Origin of the sequence: Pseudomonas piscis, assembly GCF_009380155.1 — a bacterium.
Taxonomy (GTDB): Bacteria; Pseudomonadota; Gammaproteobacteria; order Pseudomonadales; family Pseudomonadaceae; genus Aquipseudomonas; species Aquipseudomonas piscis.
The window spans coordinates 1,140,700-1,158,362 of sequence record NZ_WHUV01000001.1; the positions used below are offsets into that span (position 1 = coordinate 1,140,700).

The 17,663-nt window shown below is 64.9% G+C and carries 16 protein-coding genes; 14 read left to right on the forward strand and 2 right to left on the reverse strand.

The features are described 5' to 3' along the window. Positions 1 to 35 precede the first annotated feature (35 nt). The 8 genes from GDH07_RS05395 to GDH07_RS05430 all read left to right on the forward strand — a co-directional run bounded on the left by GDH07_RS05395 (position 36) and on the right by GDH07_RS05430 (position 8,065). The gene (locus tag GDH07_RS05395) at positions 36 to 935 is read left to right on the forward strand and encodes a LysR family transcriptional regulator (protein ID WP_022642800.1); all 900 of its coding nucleotides are present in this window, start codon (positions 36 to 38) and stop codon (positions 933 to 935) included. Positions 936 to 1,091: 156 nt separating this feature from the next. After that, positions 1,092 to 1,913 carry an ABC transporter permease gene (locus GDH07_RS05400; protein ID WP_152896860.1) on the forward strand — a complete coding sequence of 274 codons (822 nt, stop codon included), beginning with the start codon at positions 1,092 to 1,094 and terminating at the stop codon, positions 1,911 to 1,913. A gap of 3 nt (positions 1,914 to 1,916) precedes the next feature. Then, positions 1,917 to 2,711: an ABC transporter ATP-binding protein gene (locus tag GDH07_RS05405; RefSeq protein WP_053135420.1), complete on the forward strand. Its 795-nt coding sequence runs from the start codon at positions 1,917 to 1,919 to the stop codon at positions 2,709 to 2,711. Continuing rightward, positions 2,708 to 3,907, forward strand: a complete 1,200-nt coding sequence (locus GDH07_RS05410) for an acyl-CoA dehydrogenase family protein (protein ID WP_152896861.1) — start codon at positions 2,708 to 2,710, stop codon at positions 3,905 to 3,907. The genes GDH07_RS05405 and GDH07_RS05410 overlap by 4 nt, the downstream gene beginning before the upstream one ends. Next, positions 3,904 to 4,842 carry a D-isomer specific 2-hydroxyacid dehydrogenase family protein gene (locus GDH07_RS05415; RefSeq protein WP_343038173.1) on the forward strand — a complete coding sequence of 313 codons (939 nt, stop codon included), beginning with the start codon at positions 3,904 to 3,906 and terminating at the stop codon, positions 4,840 to 4,842. The genes GDH07_RS05410 and GDH07_RS05415 overlap by 4 nt, the downstream gene beginning before the upstream one ends. 202 nt (positions 4,843 to 5,044) lie before the next feature. Then, positions 5,045 to 5,854 (forward strand): class II aldolase/adducin family protein, encoded by an 810-nt coding sequence (locus GDH07_RS05420; RefSeq protein ID WP_053135410.1) that lies wholly within the window; start codon positions 5,045 to 5,047, stop codon positions 5,852 to 5,854. Positions 5,855 to 5,865: 11 nt separating this feature from the next. After that, complete coding sequence (locus GDH07_RS05425; protein ID WP_152896862.1) at positions 5,866 to 6,828, forward strand: ABC transporter substrate-binding protein; 963 nt, start codon at positions 5,866 to 5,868, stop codon at positions 6,826 to 6,828. Positions 6,829 to 6,865: 37 nt separating this feature from the next. Then, entirely contained in the window at positions 6,866 to 8,065 is a 1,200-nt protein-coding gene (locus GDH07_RS05430; RefSeq protein WP_152896863.1) for a dipeptidase, read from the forward strand. Between the two features lie 7 nt (positions 8,066 to 8,072). Here the strand turns inward: GDH07_RS05430 and GDH07_RS05435 are convergent, their stop codons facing one another. Together GDH07_RS05435 and GDH07_RS05440 are read right to left on the reverse strand one after the other, a co-directional pair. Further along, positions 8,073 to 8,765 (reverse strand): hypothetical protein, encoded by a 693-nt coding sequence (locus GDH07_RS05435; RefSeq protein ID WP_343038174.1) that lies wholly within the window; start codon positions 8,763 to 8,765, stop codon positions 8,073 to 8,075. 50 nt (positions 8,766 to 8,815) lie between these two features. Further along, on the reverse strand, positions 8,816 to 9,832 hold the full coding sequence (locus GDH07_RS05440) for a hypothetical protein (RefSeq protein WP_152896865.1): 1,017 nt from the start codon (positions 9,830 to 9,832) through the stop codon (positions 8,816 to 8,818). A 321-nt stretch (positions 9,833 to 10,153) separates the two neighbouring features. Between GDH07_RS05440 and GDH07_RS05445 the strand changes: the two genes are divergently transcribed. From GDH07_RS05445 to GDH07_RS05470, 6 genes are all read left to right on the forward strand, one after another. Continuing rightward, positions 10,154 to 11,731 carry a flavin monoamine oxidase family protein gene (locus GDH07_RS05445; protein WP_152896866.1) on the forward strand — a complete coding sequence of 526 codons (1,578 nt, stop codon included), beginning with the start codon at positions 10,154 to 10,156 and terminating at the stop codon, positions 11,729 to 11,731. A gap of 89 nt (positions 11,732 to 11,820) precedes the next feature. Next, positions 11,821 to 12,318: a RidA family protein gene (locus GDH07_RS05450; RefSeq protein WP_022642810.1), complete on the forward strand. Its 498-nt coding sequence runs from the start codon at positions 11,821 to 11,823 to the stop codon at positions 12,316 to 12,318. Between the two features lie 25 nt (positions 12,319 to 12,343). Beyond that, entirely contained in the window at positions 12,344 to 14,812 is a 2,469-nt protein-coding gene (locus GDH07_RS05455) for a TonB-dependent receptor plug domain-containing protein (RefSeq protein ID WP_152896867.1), read from the forward strand. A 3-nt stretch (positions 14,813 to 14,815) separates the two neighbouring features. Further along, complete coding sequence (locus GDH07_RS05460) at positions 14,816 to 15,778, forward strand: aliphatic sulfonate ABC transporter substrate-binding protein (RefSeq protein WP_152896868.1); 963 nt, start codon at positions 14,816 to 14,818, stop codon at positions 15,776 to 15,778. A 289-nt stretch (positions 15,779 to 16,067) separates the two neighbouring features. Next, positions 16,068 to 16,844, forward strand: a complete 777-nt coding sequence (locus tag GDH07_RS05465; protein ID WP_152896869.1) for a 2OG-Fe(II) oxygenase — start codon at positions 16,068 to 16,070, stop codon at positions 16,842 to 16,844. Between the two features lie 4 nt (positions 16,845 to 16,848). Beyond that, positions 16,849 to 17,598, forward strand: a complete 750-nt coding sequence (locus GDH07_RS05470; RefSeq protein ID WP_053135393.1) for a tRNA-dependent cyclodipeptide synthase — start codon at positions 16,849 to 16,851, stop codon at positions 17,596 to 17,598. Positions 17,599 to 17,663: the final 65 nt, after the last annotated feature.

Sequence of the window (17,663 nt, forward strand, 5' to 3'; positions counted from 1 at the left end):
AACATTTTTCCAGTCATTTATTATGCGAAAAAAGAATGAAGATAGATGATCTGAACGCATTCGTGGCGGTGATCCGCTGCCAGACCATCAGCCAGGCCGCCGACGCCCTGCAACTGACCCAGCCGGCCATCACCCGCCGGGTGCAGAACTTCGAGGAGGCGCTCGGGGTCGAGCTGCTCGATCGCAATACCAAGCCGCTCAAGCCCACCAGCATGGGCCTCCGGGTGTATGGCCAATGCCTGGAAGTGCTGCGCAGCATCGATGCGCTGAACGAGCTGGTGGCCAGTGACGGCGCTCCCAGCGGCGCCCTGCGCATCGGCGTGCCACAGACCATCGGCGATGTGGTGCTGCTCGATGCCCTGAGCCAATTGAAGGCCCTCTACCCGCAGTTGCAGACCTCGGTGGCCACCGGTTGGGGCAGCCACCTGCTGGGCAAGGTCGAGAACGGCGAGCTGGATGTGGTGGCCGCGCTGTTCCCTGCCGGCAAGGTGTTTCCCGAGGCGGTGGTGGGGCGTTCCCTGGCCAGCATGAGCCTGGTGGTCGTGGCGGCTCGGGGCGAAGCACGCAAGCGCTCGTGCAAGCTTGCCGATTGTTACCAGCGCGGCTGGGTGCTCAATCCCGATGGCTGTGGTTTCCGCGCCGGACTGCAACGGGCCCTGAGTGCCCAGGGCCTGTCGCTGCAGATCAACCTGGAGACCTTCGGCACCGAGCTGCAACTGGGGCTGATCGCCAATGGCCTGGGGTATGGCCTGGTGCCGCTGCCGTTGTTGGAAAACAGCAGCCACCGGGACAAGCTGGAGATAGTGCCGGTCAGTGATTTCAAGCCGGTGATCGACCTCTGGCTGATCCATCCGCGCTTCCTCGGCAACCTCCAGGAGCCGGTGAGCATGTTCGGCGAAATGGTGGCCGCCCGTGTCGGCCAGTCACCGTCCTGAATGGCGTGGACAGCTCGCCGATATTAAAGTTAATTGCATATATTGATTGTCAGTTAATGCAATTTTTGTATATTAATTTAGAACCAAAACGAATTTCACGGACGTTTTTTATGTAGTTAGCATGGGATTCGAACGCGCTGAAATAGGGATGTTGAAATGCCTGAGCAAGCCCCGCTCAAAGTCTTCGGCCATTGGACCGCAAGCCCTGGATATCGGGCCCTGGTGCAGCTGCTGCTACGCCTGGCCAGCCCCTTGCTGCTGCTCTTGCTGTGGGAGCTGGCCGCGCGCACCGGGTTGTTGCCGGCGCGAGTCATCGCCGCCCCCAGCACCATCGGTGCCACCCTGTGGCAGATGCTGGGCAGCGGTGAACTGGGCGGACATCTGTGGGTGTCCCTCAAGCGGGCTTTCGCTGGCCTGGCCATCGGCGTCAGCCTCGGTACGCTGCTCGCCCTGTTGGCTGGCCTGTCACGCGGTGGCGAGCTGGCCATCGATTCGCCGATGCAGATGCTGCGTACCTTGCCGTTCCTGGCCATCGTGCCGCTGTTCATCCTCTGGTTCGGGGTCGGCGAGACGCCCAAGATCGCCCTGATCGCCCTGGGCACCACCTTTCCCATCTACCTCACGCTGTTCTCCGGCATCCGCAGCCTCGATCCCAAGCTTGTGGAAGCCGCGACCCTGCTGGGCCTCAAGCGCTGGGAACTGATCGTCCACGTGATCCTGCCCGGGGCCCTGCCGGCGTTCTTCGTTGGCCTGCGCTATGCCTTCGGCATCAGCTGGCTGGGCCTGGTGGTGGTGGAGCAGATCAACGCCAGCGCCGGCATCGGCTACCTGGTCAACGACGCCCGGGACTTCATGCGCACCGACGTGATCGTGATCTGCCTGCTGGTCTACAGCGTGCTCGGCCTGGGCATCGATGCCCTGGTACGGGGCCTTGAACGTTTCGCCCTGGCCTGGCGGCCGATTTTCATCAGGAGTTGAGCCATGCACCTGTCATCTTCGCCACCGAGCCCGACTGCTGCTGGCCATTCGCCGGCCGCTGTCGAAGGCCGTGGCATCACCCGGCGCTTCGCCGGGCAAGCGGTGCTCGACGAACTGGACCTGGACATCGCCCCGGGAGAGTTCGTCGCCTTGCTGGGCCGCAGCGGCTCGGGCAAGACCACTTTGCTGCGCGCCCTGGCCGGCCTGGAACCCATCGACGCCGGGCGCTTGCAGGTACCGACGGCCATGGCTGCGGTGTTCCAGGAGCCACGCTTGATGCCCTGGAAGCGCGTTTGGCGCAACGTCGCCCTCGGCGTGCGTGGCGAGCAGGTGCGCCAGCGGGCCCAGGCGGCGCTGGAGGAAGTGGGCCTGGCCCATCGCCTGGCGGCCTGGCCCGGCACCTTGTCCGGTGGCGAGGCCCAGCGTGTGGCCCTGGCCCGGGCCCTGGTGCGTGAGCCGCAGCTGTTGTTGCTGGACGAACCCTTTGCCGCCCTCGACGCGCTGACGCGGATCCGCATGCATCGGTTGATCATCCGCCTGTGGCAGGCCCATGCCCCGGCGGTGCTGCTGGTGACCCACGATGTCGATGAAGCGCTGCTGTTGGCCGACCGCGTGCTGGTGCTGGCCAACGGGCGCATTGCCGAACAACTGCCGATCCGCCTGCCGCGCCCGCGCCAGGCCGGCCTTCCCGGGTTCCAGCAACTGCGTGGGCAGTTGCTGCAATTACTGGGCGTCGAAACCGAGGCCGAGCCGGCCTCCCTTGTTGCCCCACCCCTGAGCAGGATTGCCAGCCGATGAGCCTTTGCACCGAACCATCCATCGCCACTGCGGCGCCCCTTGAGCTGGACTCCGTAGCGTTCGCCGACCTGCTGCAGCAGTTGAGCGAGGAGTTTGCCGCCACGGCGGCCCACTATGATCGCCACAGCGAGTTTCCCCATGCCAACCTGCAACGCCTGCACCAGCATGGTCTGCTGGCCTTGACCGTACCCCGGGCCCTGGGCGGCAGCGAGGCGACCCTGGCCCAGGCGCGGCGGGTGATCGGCGCCGTGGCCCAGGGCGAACCTTCCACCGCCCTGGTGCTGGTGATGCAGTATCTGCAGCACACGCGCCTGCAGCAGAACACCGCCTGGCCCCTGCACCTGCGCCAGCAAGTGGCCCGCGAAGCGGTGCAGGATGGGGCGTTGATCAATGCATTGCGGGTTGAGCCGGACCTGGGCACTCCCGCTCGTGGCGGCCTGCCGGCGACCCTGGCGCGGCGGGTCGAGGGCGGCTGGTCGCTCAGCGGTCGCAAGATCTACTCCACCGGCATTCCCGGGCTGACCTGGCTGGCGGTGTGGGCCCGCAGCGACGAGCCCGAGCCCCGCGTGGGTACTTGGTTGGTACACCGTGACAGCCCGGGCATCCGCATCGAGGAAACCTGGGACCATCTGGGCATGCGTGCCACCGGCAGCCACGATGTGATCTTCGACGAGGTGTTCGTGCCCCTGGAACAGGCGGTGGACATCCAGCCGGCCAACGCCCCGCGACCTTCGGAGCTGGACAGCAAGGGCGTGCTCTGGCTGGCGGTCTTGCTGTCGGCGATCTACGACGCGGTGGCCCGCGCCGCCCGCGACTGGTTGCTGGGCTGGCTCGCTCAACGGGCCCCGGCCAACCTCGGCGCGCCGCTGTCGAGCCTGCCGCGTTTCCAGGAACTGATCGGGCGTATCGATGCCTTGTTGCTGAACAACCGGGTACTGCTCGACGCCGCCGCCGAAGGGCGGATCGCCGCCAGCGAGGCCACCCAGGTCAAGTACCTGGTCACCAGCAACGCCATCAGTGCGGTGGAGTTGGGGATCGAGGCCATCGGCAACCCGGGGCTGGCCCGGGGCAATCCCATCGAGCGCCACTATCGCGATGTGCTGTGCAGCCGCATCCATACGCCGCAGAACGACGCCATCCTCGGCGCGGTGGGGCGTGCCGCGTTCGCCTTGCCCAGCCGTGGAGCCCAGGTGTGACGCGCATCGCCAGCCAGCTCGATGCAGACTTCAACCGGCAGTTGCGCCAGTGGCTGCCCGGGATCGAGGTGCTGGACCTGCCCCGGGGCATTCCCGCCGGCTTGCCCGCAGATATCCAGGTGCTGCTGGCCGCCCCCCATGCCGACTTGCGCGACGCGGCGCAGCCACCGACCGGCTGGCCCTTCGGCCTGGGTTTCGTGCAACTGGCCAGTTCCGGCCTGGATTATTTCCCGCGCTGGCTGTTCGAGCACCTGCCGGTGGCCAGTGCCCGGGGCTGCACTGCGTCCAGCATCGCCGAGTTCGTCCTGGCGGCGATCTTCGCCGCCGCCAAGGGATTGCCCCAGGTGTGGGTCGAGCGCGCCGAACATTGGCAGCAACGACCGCTGGCGGCGGTGGCCGGCAGCACCCTGGGCTTGTTCGGTTTTGGCAGCATTGCCCGGGAGCTGGCGCCCAAGGCCCTGGCCCTGGGCATGCGGGTGCTGGCCTTGCGGCGTTCGCCGCAGCCTTTGCAGGTGCCCGGAGTGGAAGCGGTGAGCGACCTGGGGCAACTGTTTTCCCGCGCCGACCACCTGTTGCTGGCGGTGCCGCTGACCGAGCAGACCCGCCAGGCGATCGACGCCGATGTGCTGGCCATGGCCAAGCCGGGGCTGCACCTGATCAATATCGCCCGGGGCGCGCTGATCGATCAGCCGGCGCTGCTCAAGGCCCTGGACAGCGGGCGCATCGGCCTGGCCAGCCTGGATGTGGCTGATCCCGAGCCGTTGCCCGAGGGGCATCCGTTCTACCGCCATCCACGGATTCACCTGTCGCCGCACACCTCGGCCAACTCGCCCGGGGTCTACCTGAATATCGCCCGGCTACTGGAGCGCAACCTCCGGCGTTGGGGCGATGGTTTACCCCTGGAGAATCCGGTGGAGATCCAGCGTGGCTACTAACCTGCGGTGCCTAGGTCTTCCGGTGATCGCCAGGCAAAGCCCTGCGGGCCTCTTCGCAGCCTCGCGGGTTCGGCAGCGGCTACAGGGCCCCTGGCGGTTTGTGTAGCCGCTGCCGAAGGCTGCGTAGCAGGCGCGGGGATCTTGAGACCGCAGAAGGGCTGGCGGGAGCAGGGTATTGATGAGCATTTCAAGGAGAGTGGATATGACCGCACATTTTCGTCCCGCGGTGTATGACTTGCCCCGCGATGGGCATACGGTTTTTCGCTGGGAGCACCCGCCGCGCCAAGCCAGCGTCGAGCTCGAGCGATTGCAACGCAAGCAGAGCCTGGCGGCGGCGTTCCGGGTCTTCGCCCGGTTGGGTTTCGACATGGGCGGGGCCGGGCATATCACGGTGCGCGACCCGGAGCACCCGGAGCATTTCTGGGTCAACCCGGTGGGGGTGTATTTCGGCCATGTACGGGTCTCCGACCTGCTGCTGGTGGACCCTGACGGCGCCGTCGTCGAAGGCGAGGGCGCGTTGAATCTTGCAGCCTTCGCCATTCATGCGGCGCTGCACCAGGCCCATCCCGAGGTGGTGGCCGCCGCCCATGCCCACTCGTTGCACGGCAAGGCCTGGTCGAGCCTGGGTCGCCTGCTGGACCCGCTGACCCAGGATGCCTGCGCCTTCTATGAGCGACACGCGCTGTTCGACAACTTCTCCGGGGTGGTGCTGGAGGCCAGCGAAGGGGCGCGGATCGCCGCCGCCTTGCACGGGCACAAAGCGCTGATCCTGCAGAACCATGGCCTGCTCACGGTGGGCGAGACCGTCGAGGCGGCGGCCTGGCGCTTCATCGCCATGGACAACGCCGCCCAGGCCCAACTGCTGGCGGAGGCTGCCGGTACGCCCCGGCCCATTCCCCATGAAGTGGCCCGCCACACGGCGCGCCAGGTGGGCACCGAGTTCGGCGGCTGGTTCAGTTTCCAGCCCTACCGCGAGCGCATCCTGCGCGAAGAAGCGGATTTTCTCGATTGAGGACAGCCAGCATGCAGCGTCGTCGTTTCCTGCAACTCTCGGCCCTTGCCGGCCTGGTCGGCGCCTTGCCGCGCCTGGGCCTGGCAGCCGCCACCGATTGGTCCGGGGTCACTTTGAACGTCGCCACCTACAAGGGCGCGGCCCCGAGCTTCTTTACCCAGGCGGGTATCGAACCACCCCCTTACCAGGTCAAGTACGCCGAGTTCACCGGCGGCAACCTGAGCTTCGAGGCCCTGGTCAGCGGCACCCTGGACATCTCGCCGATGAGCGAGATCCCGCCGATCTTCGGCATCAAGAACCAGGCCCCGGTGAAGTTGATCGCGGTGCTCACCGGCGACGTCAACAACCAGGCCTTCATCGTGCCCAAGGGCTCCACGGTGCAGTCGGTGGCCGAGCTCAAGGGCAAGCGCATCGGCTACATCCGTTCCACCAGTTCCCATTATTTTTTACTCAAGGCGCTGAAGGAGCAGGGGCTGGGTTTCGCCGACATCGTGCCCATGGCCCTGACCCCGCAGGATGGTTTCGCCGCGTTCCAGAACGGCGCCCTGGATGCCTGGGTCAGCTTCGGCTACTTCATCCAGCTGGCCGAGTTGCGTGCCGGGGCCCGGGTGCTCAAGACCGGGCAAGGCTACCTGTCGGGCAACTACGTGATCGCCGCCAACCAGCAGAGCATCGCCGACCCGCGCAAGCATGCGGCGATCACCGACTACATCCTGCGCGAGTACCGCTCCTGGCAGTGGATCGCCAGCCACCCCGAGGAATGGGCGACCCGCAGCGCGCAGATACTCGGCATGCCCCGGGAAGTGTTCCTGGCCCAATACCGCGCCCAGAGCGGCCCGCGCTTGCTGCAACCGGTGGACGATGCGGCGGTGAAGTCCCAGCAGGACGTGGCCGATCTGTTCTACGAGGCCGGGGTGTTGCCCCAGCCGCTGGATGTTTCCGGCCTCTGGGACCGCAGCTTCCATTGGGGCTGAGGGCCTGAGTGTCCTTCCAACCGGCCCTGGAGGCCCCATGCTGCGCCGATCCTTGCTGACCCTGGCCCTGGCCAGCTCGTGGGCACTGGCCCAGGAGCCCGCCGCGGCCCTGCACCAACGCCTGACCGTACTCGACAGCCACCTCGACACCCCGATGCAACTGGCCCGGCCGGGCTGGGACATCCGCCAACGCCATCGCTACCAGGACGACCTGTCCCAGGTCGATCTGCCACGGATGCGCGAGGGCGGCCTGGATGGCGGCTTCTGGGCGATCTTCACGCCCCAGGGGCCGCTCGATGCCGAAGGCCGGACCCAGGCCAGCGAGCACGGCCTGGCGGTGCTGACCCGAATCCGCGACCTGGTGGCCGCCCATCCCCAGGACTTCGCCCTGGCCCTGCGCGCCGAGGATGTGCCGGCCATCGTCGGCCGTGGCCAGCGCGTGGTGTTCATCAGCATGGAGAACGCCGAGCCCCTGGCGGCCGATCCCCAGCGGCTGCTCACCTACCATCGCCTGGGCCTGCGCATGCTGGGGCTGGTGCATTCGGCCAACAACGATTTCGCCGATTCGGCCACCGCGTTGCCGCAATGGCGGGGCCTGAGCCCCGCCGGACGCGAGTTGGTGAGCGCGGCCAATCGCCTGGGCATCCTGCTGGATGTGTCCCATGCCTCGGACCAGGTATTCGACCAGGTGCTGGCCCTGTCCACGGCGCCGATCATCGCCTCCCATTCCAGCAGCAGGGCGATTACCCACCATCCACGCAACCTGGATGACCAGCGCTTGCGCCAGCTGGCGGCCAAGGGTGGGGTGGTGCAGGTCAACAGTTTCCCCAGCGACCTGATCGACGCCGTCCCCAACCCCGAGCGTGCCAAGGCCCTGGGGCCGCTGTACCGCGAGTTTCGCCTGGCCGCCAGCCTCAGCCCCGGACAAGTGGCGGACCTGGCCGAACGCATCCGCCAGGTGGAGGCCCGTTACCCGCAACCCAGGGCGACCCTCGACGACTACATGAAGCACCTGCTGCATATCCTCGACGTGGTGGGGCCTGAGCATGTGGGCATCGGCGCCGACTGGGATGGCGGTGGCGGGGTCGAGGGGCTGGAGGATGTGACGCAACTGCCACGCATCAGCGAACGCCTGCTGGCGGCGGGCTACAACGAAGCCGACCTGGAGAAAATCTGGGGCGGTAACTTGCTGCGGGTGCTGGCAGCGGCCCAGGCCAAGGCAGTTGCGGATAACTGAGCCCAGGTCAGGCCAGGTGAAAGGCTTGTCTGATTCGCTGGAGCACGGCGGGCAGTTCTTCGTTCAGGCCAAGGGTTGCCGGCTCAATCGACTGTTCGGCCAGCAGCGCCAGGCACCGGCTCAATTCCTCGGCGATGGCTTGGGGCAACACTATCGATCGGGGGGCCAGCAGCACCGAAAGGCTGAGAATGTCATTGCGATGCTTGCGAATATTCCTGCTATCGACACTTTCACCGTTGCTCTGTTGCTGGGTCAGGTTCAGCCAGGCATGAGCCTTGAGTGGGATCAGGCGATCGGCCCCGATGTGGCTGATGAAGTCGGTTTGCTGTATGCCGCCCAGCAGGAAGTTGTAGTAACGGTCGTCGAGCAGGATGGCGGACAGGCTCGATACGGCTTCTTCGACGGGAAGCGGGCTCAAGGTTGCCCCCTCGGCGAGGTCGATTCCACTGGGGCTGCGTGAGAAAAGTTCGAGCTGCGCTGGAAAGCTGTCGTCTTGCGGTGTGGTGAATCGATAGAAGACCGGCCTGTCGTTACGTTGCCTGATCCGATAACCACCATGGCGCACAAAGTCCCAGAAGCTGGCGGCGAAGGAGCTGTCCAGGGCCTCGACGATCAGCACGATGTCCAGATCCCTGGTGGCCCTGAATGCCTGGCCGGCTTCCTCCATGCTCAGGTAGGCGGCTACCCCGCCGATCAGCACATAGCGATCGCTGTAGTCGGCAAAGAACTCTCGAAAACGCTCCAGCCCCCTCACCATTGCATGTCTTCCTCCAGTTGGCCCAGGGCGATCTGGATCCGTTCATCCTTGCTCTCCTGCAGGCTCAGGAGCAGCGAGAAAGGATCGACCCAAGGCTTGGCCCACGCATAGATCGTGGGTTCGTAGGTCCAGATTTCCAGCGCGCAGACTGCTTCGTCCCGAGCGACTTCGATGATCGTCGCGTCGATGCCCTGGAGACTGGCCAGGGTTTCACTCGAGCAGGCATAGATCGGCAACCGGGGGGCGACCAACAGTGTCTGGCCTGCCAGGGCCGACTCGCCCGCGAGCAGCAAAGGTTGCCCATCGAGCTGCGGGACCGTATTCAGCCACAGGGTTCTCCTAGTCGGGGAACGCATGTGTTTCCTGGCGTTGCGCCAGAGCTGGCGGGCAGGAGTGTGGATCTCGATGTGTTGCTGGCGATCTGCGCCCAGCGTGACCAGATCCAGACTCTTGAGCTCCTTCACTGCCCGCGAGATGGTCATCTTGGAGTATTTGAACGGTTGGCCCAGGGTCGCCTGGGAGAGCTGCAGGGAGGATGTGCAGTTGTTCATCAGCAGGTGAATCAGCATGGCTTGGGTCGCCGGGCTCAGGTGTTCGATCTTTTCCTGACGGGCCCGGAAGTATTCCCGCAGATCCAGGCCCAGCTCGGGAATGAACAGCTGGTTGCCTGGCACGATGAACTGCACGCCTGCTTCGATTAGCCGCTTGCGTTCATAGGAAGCCAGTGCGGGCGCCACCAGCAGCAGTGGTGCATCGGTCAGCTTGCGCAGGGCCTGCAGGTGTTTCTTGATATCGGGAAGGCTGATGGACACCTGCTGGTTTTGCATGAGTACGATACAGGCCTGCCCCAGCAGCTTCATCTCCAGGCAGGAATAGGTGCTGGTCAGGTAATGGGGGAGTTTGGCGGCCTGGGACCAGGTAGCGAATGTTGGCCGGTCGCCTAGCACGGTTTCGATATAGGCGGCCAACAGCAGCAGATCTGCTTCGATTGGCTGGAAATCTTGAGTCATGACTCACCCTTGGTAACTATTTTTTTGAACGGTATCATCTTAAATGTTACCGTTCAATAATTATGTTATAGGCTTGGGCGAGTGGAGCCAGGCTAGTCTTTTCCACGCAGTGCACTGAGGCTATGCAGGGGTGAATATTTATGCGTGTGACGCAGTTCATAATCGTTTGAATATGAAACAAAGTAATATTTGCATATGCTTAAAATGTATTTCTCTTATTAAATAAGCGCCCCTAGGATGGCCTCACATAGACCCAAGTGACTGCACAAGTCGCCGGGCTATAACCGAACGTACTATCCATCCGCAGCAGGGAGCGCTGGCATGCCACTGACCAGAAGACAATTGATCGCCCGTATCGCGGCGGTCGGCGGCGTCCAGGCGGCGAGTGCGGTCATGGGCTTGTTCGGCGTGGCGGGCAATGCCGAGGCGGTCGAGGAAAACTACGCCTCGTTGCCGGCCATACCGGTGGGCAAGGGCGCCAGGGTGGTGGTGATCGGTGCCGGGATCGGCGGCCTGGTCAGTGCCTATGAGCTGCACAAGGCCGGGTTCAAGGTGACCTTGCTCGAGGCCCGCGACCGGGTCGGAGGGCGCAACTGGACGGTGCGCGGCGGCGATCGGGTGGAGTACAGCGATGGCAGCGCGCAAGTGGCGCGCTTCGATCCGGGGTTCTATCTCAATGCCGGCGCCGGGCGCCTGCCCAGCCACCACCAATTGATGCTCGGCTACTGCCGCGAGCTGGGGGTGGAGCTGGAGGTGCTGGTCAACACCAGCCGCAATGCCCTGGTCCGCCCTGACTTGAACCAGCCGGCGCTGCAGATCCGCCAGGCGGTCAATGACAGCCGCGGGCATTTTTCCGCACTGCTGGCCAAGGCGGTCAATCGCCACGCCCTGGACCAGGAGCTGAGCGCGGCGGATCGCGACAACCTGCTGAGCTTCCTCAAGACCTGGGGCGACCTGTCGGACAAGCTCGAGTACCTGGGTTCGGCCCGCTCCGGCTACAAGGTCTGGCCCGGGGCCGGCGACCAGCTGGCGCAGAAGAACGATCCACTGCCCTTGCAGACCCTGCTCAATCCGGCGCTGACCACGGCGCTGATGATCGACGAATACCCGGAGTTCTCGCCCACCATGTTCCAACCGGTGGGTGGCATGGACCGCATTCCCCAGGCCTTTGCCCGGCACTTGAAGGGGCAACTGCGGCTGCACAGCGAGGTGCGCTCGATCAGCAACCGCCAGGACAGCGTCGAGGTGACCTACCTGGACCGGCGCACCGGCCGCAGCCAGCGCCTGGTGGCCGACTATGTGATCAGCTCCTTGCCCTTGCCGCTGCTGGCCCGGGTCGAGAACAACTTCAGCGCACCGGTGCGCCAGGCCATCGCCGCCGTGCAGTTCGGCTACGCCAACAAGGTGGCCTGGCAGTCGCGGCGCTTCTGGGAGAGCCAGTACCAGATCTACGGCGGGCTGTCCTTCATCAACCAGGAGGCCTCGGGGCTGTGGTATCCCAGTGGCGGCTTCAACCAGCCCGAGGGGGTACTGGTGGCGGCCTACAACAATGGCGAGACCGCGCGCAAATTCGGCGAGAAGAGCCTGGCCCAGCAGATCGAGATCTCCCGCCAGGCAGTGGAGTTGCTGCATCCGGGGCACAGCCATGAACTGCGCAATCCGCTGGTGATCGCCTGGAGCCGGATTCCCTACAACTTCGGGCCCTGGATCAGCCATGAAGTGGTCGAGCCGGACTACAGCCTGCTCAATCAGCCCCAGGGCCGGGTCTACCTGACCAGCGACGGCCTGGCGCACAGCGGCGTGGGTATCTGGCAGGAGGCCGCCGCCGGCGCCGCCCGCCGGGTGGTGCGGCAACTGTTCCAGCGGGCGCAAGGCGCATCGCTACAACAAACGGCCTGAACCGGCCGAGCATTCATAAAAACAGCGGTAACCCATGCCGGGTAGCGGACCTCCGAGGCTGGCAACCACAACCTTGGGAGCGTCTTTGCATGTCTTTGAAAAATACCGTCGTAGGGCTGGGGCTGCTGTTCGCTGCCGCCAATAGCTGGGCCGCAGGAATCCAGCGCATACCGTCCACCTATCCCAATTCGCCGATCCTGCAGGCCGTGACCCTGCCGGCCAATAGCGAGGTGACCTACCTGTCCGGCCTGTTACCGGACCCGGTGGACCCCAAGGCCGCCAAGGAGCAGATCCACGCGGTGGGCAATACCGAGGCCCAGGCGCGGGTGGTGCTGGGCAAGGTGCGAGCGATCCTCGCCAGCCAGGGCTTGGGCCTGGGCGATGTGGTGCAGCTGCGCATCTACCTGGTGGGCGATCCGGCCCTGGGCGGCAAGCTGGACTTCGATGGCCTGCAAACCGCCTTTCGCGAGTTCTTCGGGACCCAGGAACAGCCGCTCAAGCCAGCCCGGACCACGGTGCAAGTGGCGGGACTGGTCCTGCCCGGCGCCTTGATCGAAGTCGAAACCGTTGCCGCCCGAGCGCGCTGAGCATTCTTCGAAAGGATCTGAAGTCATGGGTATTTCCTTGCATAAAATCGCCTTGGGCGCTGCCCCCCTGGGCCTCGGCCTGCTGGGCCTGGCCCCGGCGCAACAGGTGCTGGCCGCCGACGAGACCCTGGGCACCGTGGTGGTCACCGGGGTGCGTGGCAGCCAGCAGCGCACGGTCACCGACAGCCCGGCGCCGATCGATGTGATCGACAGCGAGCAACTGCGCAGCATTGGCCAGAACGGCCTGAAAGAGATGCTCGGACGGCTGCTGCCGTCGTTCAACGTGCCCACCATCAACGGTGGCGGTACCGCGTTCCTGGTGCGTGGGGTGAGCATGCGCGGCCTGGGCGGCGACCAGGTGCTGGTGCTGATCAACGGCAAGCGCCGGCACAACTCGGCGCTGATCAACAACGGAGCGCGGGTCGGTAACGCCTCGGTGCCGGTGGACCTGGACCTGATCCCCACCGCCGCCATCGAGCGTATCGAGGTGCTGCGCGATGGCGCGGCGGCCCAGTACGGTTCCGACGCCATCGCCGGGGTGATCAACATCATCCTCAAGCGCAATGCCGAGGGCCTGACGTCCGACACCAGCCTGGGCCAGTACTACGACGGCGACGGCACCACCGGCCACGAGGCCTTCAACTGGGGCAGCAAGCTGGGGGACAACGGCGGGTTCATCAACCTGTCCTGGGACGCCAAGCTCCAGGAACCCTACGAGCGTTCCAGCGCCGCCAGCGGCCAGCTGTATTTCAACCAGCCCGATGGTTCGCCCGACCCCAGGGAAAGCCATCGCCAGGGCTGGGGCACCGAGTACGGCCTGGGGCGCGATCGCACCACCAGCCTGGCCTATAACGCCGAATTGCCCCTGGAGGACGACCTCAAGCTGTATTCGTTCTCCACCTTGAGCTACCGCAACAGCAACAAGGACCTGGGGCACCGCAAGCCCACCGACATCACCAGCCTGGCCGGGGTGCCCAACGCCCCGTACCCCAACGGTGGCCAGGCCCGCCGTGAAATCCGCGAGACCGATTTCCAGGTCGCCGGCGGCGCCAAGGGCCTGTCGGGCGGCTGGGACTGGGACCTGTCCAGCACCTATGGCAAGGACCGCGGGGTGCTGGACACAGCCAACAACCTGAACATTTCCAACGGCCCCTACAGCCAGCACGACTTCCACCTGGGCAACCTGGTGTTCGACCAGTGGACCAACAACCTGGATTTCTCCCGGGCCCTGGACATCGGCTGGAGCAGCCCGCTGGAAACATCCTTCGGTGTGGAATACCGCTGGGAGAAGTACGCGCTGGAGGAGGGCGAGGCCAACTCCTATAACCAGGGCAGTTATGTCCCGGCCACTGGCCCCTTCGCCGGCGTGGTGCCCGACCCGGGGCTGTTCTCGGTCAACGGCACCACCCCCGAGGATGCCTACAGCCTCAAGCGGCATAGCGAGGCGGCCTATATCGACCTGGGCCTGAACATCACCCCCAACTGGTACGTGGGGGCGGCGGCGCGCTACGAGAAGTACAACCTCGGGGTGGGCGACACCACCAGCGGCAAGCTCACCACCCGTTACGAGTTCCTGCCCGGCTACGCGGTGCGGGCAGCGGTGAGCAACGGCTTTCGCGCGCCGTCCCTGGCCCAGAGCGTGTTTTCCACCACCAGCACCGTGACCCAGTTCGGCGCGGCCGGCACCACCACCTCGGTGCGCACCAAGCAGATGCGTCCCAACTCGCCCGAGGCCATCGCCCTGGGCGCCAAGGACCTGGAACCGGAAACCTCGCGCAACTACAGCCTGGGCTTTACCGCCGAGCCTACCGAGCGCCTGCGCCTGACCGCCGACTTCTACTTGATCGACATCGACAAGCGCATCCTCCAGACCGGCATCCTCAAGGGCCCGGCGGTGTCGCAGATCCTGGTGGAGAACGGCCTGTCGCCCAACCTTGCCGGGCAGTACTACACCAACGCCGCGGACACCCGGACCAAGGGCGTGGATGTGGTGGCCGACTACAGCCAGTCGTTCGGTGAGTACGGCACGGCCAAGTGGAGCATCGCCTACAACCACAACAAGACCACCATTCGCGACCTGGCCGACACCCCGGCGGCGCTGTCGCGGCTGGGGGCCGGTTATGTGCTGTTCGACCGCCAGCAACAGATCGACCTGACCCAGTCCACGCCCAAGGACAAGTGGATCCTGTCCACCAACTACAAGGTCGGCGACTGGACCACCAACCTGCAGCTGACCCGTTTTGGCGAATACACCGAGGGCTCGAACATCCCGGCCAACGACCGGACCTACAGCGCCAAGTGGATCACCGACCTGGACGTGGCCTACGACGTGACCCAGAACCTCACGGTGGCGGTGGGGGCCAATAACCTGTTCGATGTCTACCCGGACAAGATCGGCCTCAAGGCCTGGGCCGGCACCTACGAGTACGGGATGTTCTCGCCCTACGGCCTGGGTGGCGGCTACTACTACAGCCGCGTCAGCCTGGCGTTCTGAGTGATGGCCGAATCTACCGGCAAGTCCTGGCGCCAGCGCTTGGGCCAAGTGATCGCACTATGCGGCGGCTTGCTGCTCGGCGCCCAGGCCCTGGCCGAACCGACGCTGCGGGTCTCCAGCCAGAAGCAGTCGCTGAAGATCCTGTTGCAAGCGGCTGGGGAGCTGGAGCAGGTGCCGTATCCCATCGAATTCGCCTCGTTCGCTGCCGCCGCGCCCACCGCCGAGGCCCTGGCCGCCGGGGCGGTGGACATCGGCAGCCTGGGAGATGCGCCGTTCGTGTTCGCCGCCGCGGCTGGGGCGCCGCTCAAGACGGTGGGGGTGATCAAGCTCAAGGTCACCCCCACGGCGGTGGCGATCGTGGTCAGGGACGCCTCGCCATTGCAGGACGCCAGCAGCCTCAAGGGGCGGCGCATCACCACCACCCGGGGGTCCATCGGCCATTTCCTGGCGCTGGCGGCGCTGCGCTCGGTGGGCCTGCATGGCAGCGATGCGCAGTTCATCTTTCTCCAGCCTGCCGAGTCCCGCAGCCTCTTGAGCAACGGCCAGGCCGACGCCTGGGCGACCTGGGACCCCTACACCAGCATGGTGCAGCTGGAAGGCGGCACTCGGGTGCTGGTCAGCGGCGCGGGGTTGTTCGCCGGGCATATGCTGCTGGTGGCCAACGACCAGGCGATTGCCGAAAAACCTGCGCAGATCGCCGATTTCCTGCGTCGCCTGGGGCGTGCCTATGCCTGGGCCAACCAGCACCAGGAGGCGTTCTCGCGGATCCAGGCTAGCTACAGCGGGCTGCCGGTGGAGGTGCACCTGCGTTCCAACCATTATTCCGAACCCCGGCGTATCGCCGTGGGGCCGCCGGTGGTGGAAGACCTGCAACGCACCGCCGACCTGTATCGGGAAGAGGGCATCATCCAGAAGTCTTTCGACGCCTCGGCCCATATCGATCGGCAGTTCAATGAAGTTGAATGAAAGATGGCGGTTTGATTAATAAAGCTCAGGAGGAAAGAGTAACTACCAAATTGAAGATGTGAATCTTTCAAGTTAACTATCAGTGAATTTAATACTTGTTTTGCAGCCTGTTAAAAGGACCTGTGATGGCCGGTATTTGCCTGATTTCCGATACGTTTTTAAGTTTGGATGTTAGAGATAAAGGGTATTTCACAAGCCTTTGGCGACTGCCTAAGGTGGCCTTGCAACAAATTCTTACGTTCCATCCAGATGCACTTCATCGCTACTTCCAGGGAATAAGGGAGCTTGCATGTTCACAGTCACTACTGCCGACAAACTTGAAGCGCGGCACATTATCGATGTGGTGGAAAAACGCTCTTACGGCGTTCAGCTCAAGGGTTTCTGTCCGCCGGATACCTTGCAGGTGGCACGCGACCACCTGTACCAGCAGGACCTGCGCAGTGCCTTCAGCCAGCAGCAGGAGTTCGTGCGCATCGGCAAGGCCTATATCGAGATCCAGGATGAGCAGAGCCGGGCCGAGTACCACGCCCTGGCGCTGCCCAACATCCGCAAGATCCGCAACCTGTTCCGCCCGCTGGCCTCGCCCATCGATGAGCTGCGCCTGCTGCTGGACGAGGTCTGGCCCCAGGGGGCGCACCTTTTGCAAGTGGACGGGCAGAAGTGCTTTGTCGGTATCGCCCGTTTCCAGGGCTCGGGGGTCGATCTCACGCCCCATACCGACAAGCTCGAGCGCAATGCGCCAGAGGGCCACAGCCCACCGTTGCTGACCCAGCTGTCGACCAACATCTACCTGGAGATTCCCGAGGACGGTGGCGAGCTGGAGATCTGGGGCATCGAGCCGGACGAAGAGGAATACGAGCGCCTGCGCGGCGAACGGGCCTACGGCATCGAACGCCATCTGCTGCCGCCGCCGGACTTCGTGGTCAAGCCCGAGCCCGGCGACCTGATCCTGCTCAACCCGCGGCTGATCCACGCGGTGCGACCCTCGGCCACCAGCACCCGGCTCACCCTCGGGGTCTTCATCGGTTACTACGGCGAACAACAACCTTTGGCCTACTGGAGCTGAATTCATGAGCAAGGTGCAGGAAATCAACCTCAAGGCCTACTTCAACAAGGGTGGCGAAGAGCATCAGTTCGAGGGCAAGCGGGTGGTACTGGCGGTCAGCGTCGGCCAGGAGTACCACGAGGACCAGAAGCTGCGCTCGACCATCCACCTGATCAACCAGTCCGGCTTCAGCCACGTCAAGGTGGTGGTGGCCGACACCCTGCAACGGCACAACAAGCATGGCCAGTCGCCGGGGGAGGCGCTGTCGGCGGCGATCCGCGATGGCGATGCCTGGCTGGCGCGCAACCAGGTGATCCTCGATGGCCTGCGGGTGCCCTACCACATCACCCGCTGGAACCAGGAGCTGGCCAGTGATCGTTATGCCGAACTGCGCCAGCAACTCAACCTGGTCTACCAGCAGCAGGTGGAACTGCGCGAGGCCATCGACAGCACCATCGGCGTGTTCATCGAGCGCCTGCGCCTGCGTGACGAGCATGCTGACCTGGAGCGGGCAGCGGCCCAGTGCCGGGAATACATCCTCGAGGAGATCCCGATCATCCTGCCGCTGTGGGCCGACGAGGGTTACCACTACGTGCTCTATCCGCAGCAGATGACCACGGCCATGGCTACCAGCCGCGACTTGCTGATCGAGCCCCACAGCCCGGACCGGGTGCGCTGGTTGCCGCTGAAGTTCAAGAAGCGCGGAATCCCGATCCCGTTCACCTTGCCCGGCGCCATCCACCCGAACTGGACCAGCGGCGCCATCGCCATCTGAGTCCGTGTTTTTTCTGCCAATGGCCGTCGCCGTGGGGCACGGCCAACGGGATTCGTGAATTCAAG

What these genes read in the sequence shown, in the direction of transcription:
- GDH07_RS05445 (WP_152896866.1), top strand. Translation starts at nt 10,154, where the DNA reads ATGCCACTGACCAGAAGACAATTGATCGCCCGTATCGCGGCGGTCGGC.
- GDH07_RS05450 (WP_022642810.1), top strand. Translation starts at nt 11,821, where the DNA reads ATGTCTTTGAAAAATACCGTCGTAGGGCTGGGGCTGCTGTTCGCTGCC.
- GDH07_RS05465 (WP_152896869.1), top strand. Translation starts at nt 16,068, where the DNA reads ATGTTCACAGTCACTACTGCCGACAAACTTGAAGCGCGGCACATTATC.
- GDH07_RS05395 (WP_022642800.1), top strand. Translation starts at nt 36, where the DNA reads ATGAAGATAGATGATCTGAACGCATTCGTGGCGGTGATCCGCTGCCAG.
- GDH07_RS05470 (WP_053135393.1), top strand. Translation starts at nt 16,849, where the DNA reads ATGAGCAAGGTGCAGGAAATCAACCTCAAGGCCTACTTCAACAAGGGT.
- GDH07_RS05430 (WP_152896863.1), top strand. Translation starts at nt 6,866, where the DNA reads ATGCTGCGCCGATCCTTGCTGACCCTGGCCCTGGCCAGCTCGTGGGCA.
- GDH07_RS05455 (WP_152896867.1), top strand. Translation starts at nt 12,344, where the DNA reads ATGGGTATTTCCTTGCATAAAATCGCCTTGGGCGCTGCCCCCCTGGGC.
- GDH07_RS05400 (WP_152896860.1), top strand. Translation starts at nt 1,092, where the DNA reads ATGCCTGAGCAAGCCCCGCTCAAAGTCTTCGGCCATTGGACCGCAAGC.
- GDH07_RS05460 (WP_152896868.1), top strand. Translation starts at nt 14,816, where the DNA reads ATGGCCGAATCTACCGGCAAGTCCTGGCGCCAGCGCTTGGGCCAAGTG.
- GDH07_RS05405 (WP_053135420.1), top strand. Translation starts at nt 1,917, where the DNA reads ATGCACCTGTCATCTTCGCCACCGAGCCCGACTGCTGCTGGCCATTCG.
- GDH07_RS05420 (WP_053135410.1), top strand. Translation starts at nt 5,045, where the DNA reads ATGACCGCACATTTTCGTCCCGCGGTGTATGACTTGCCCCGCGATGGG.
- GDH07_RS05425 (WP_152896862.1), top strand. Translation starts at nt 5,866, where the DNA reads ATGCAGCGTCGTCGTTTCCTGCAACTCTCGGCCCTTGCCGGCCTGGTC.
- GDH07_RS05410 (WP_152896861.1), top strand. Translation starts at nt 2,708, where the DNA reads ATGAGCCTTTGCACCGAACCATCCATCGCCACTGCGGCGCCCCTTGAG.
- GDH07_RS05440 (WP_152896865.1), bottom strand. Translation starts at nt 9,832, where the DNA reads ATGACTCAAGATTTCCAGCCAATCGAAGCAGATCTGCTGCTGTTGGCC.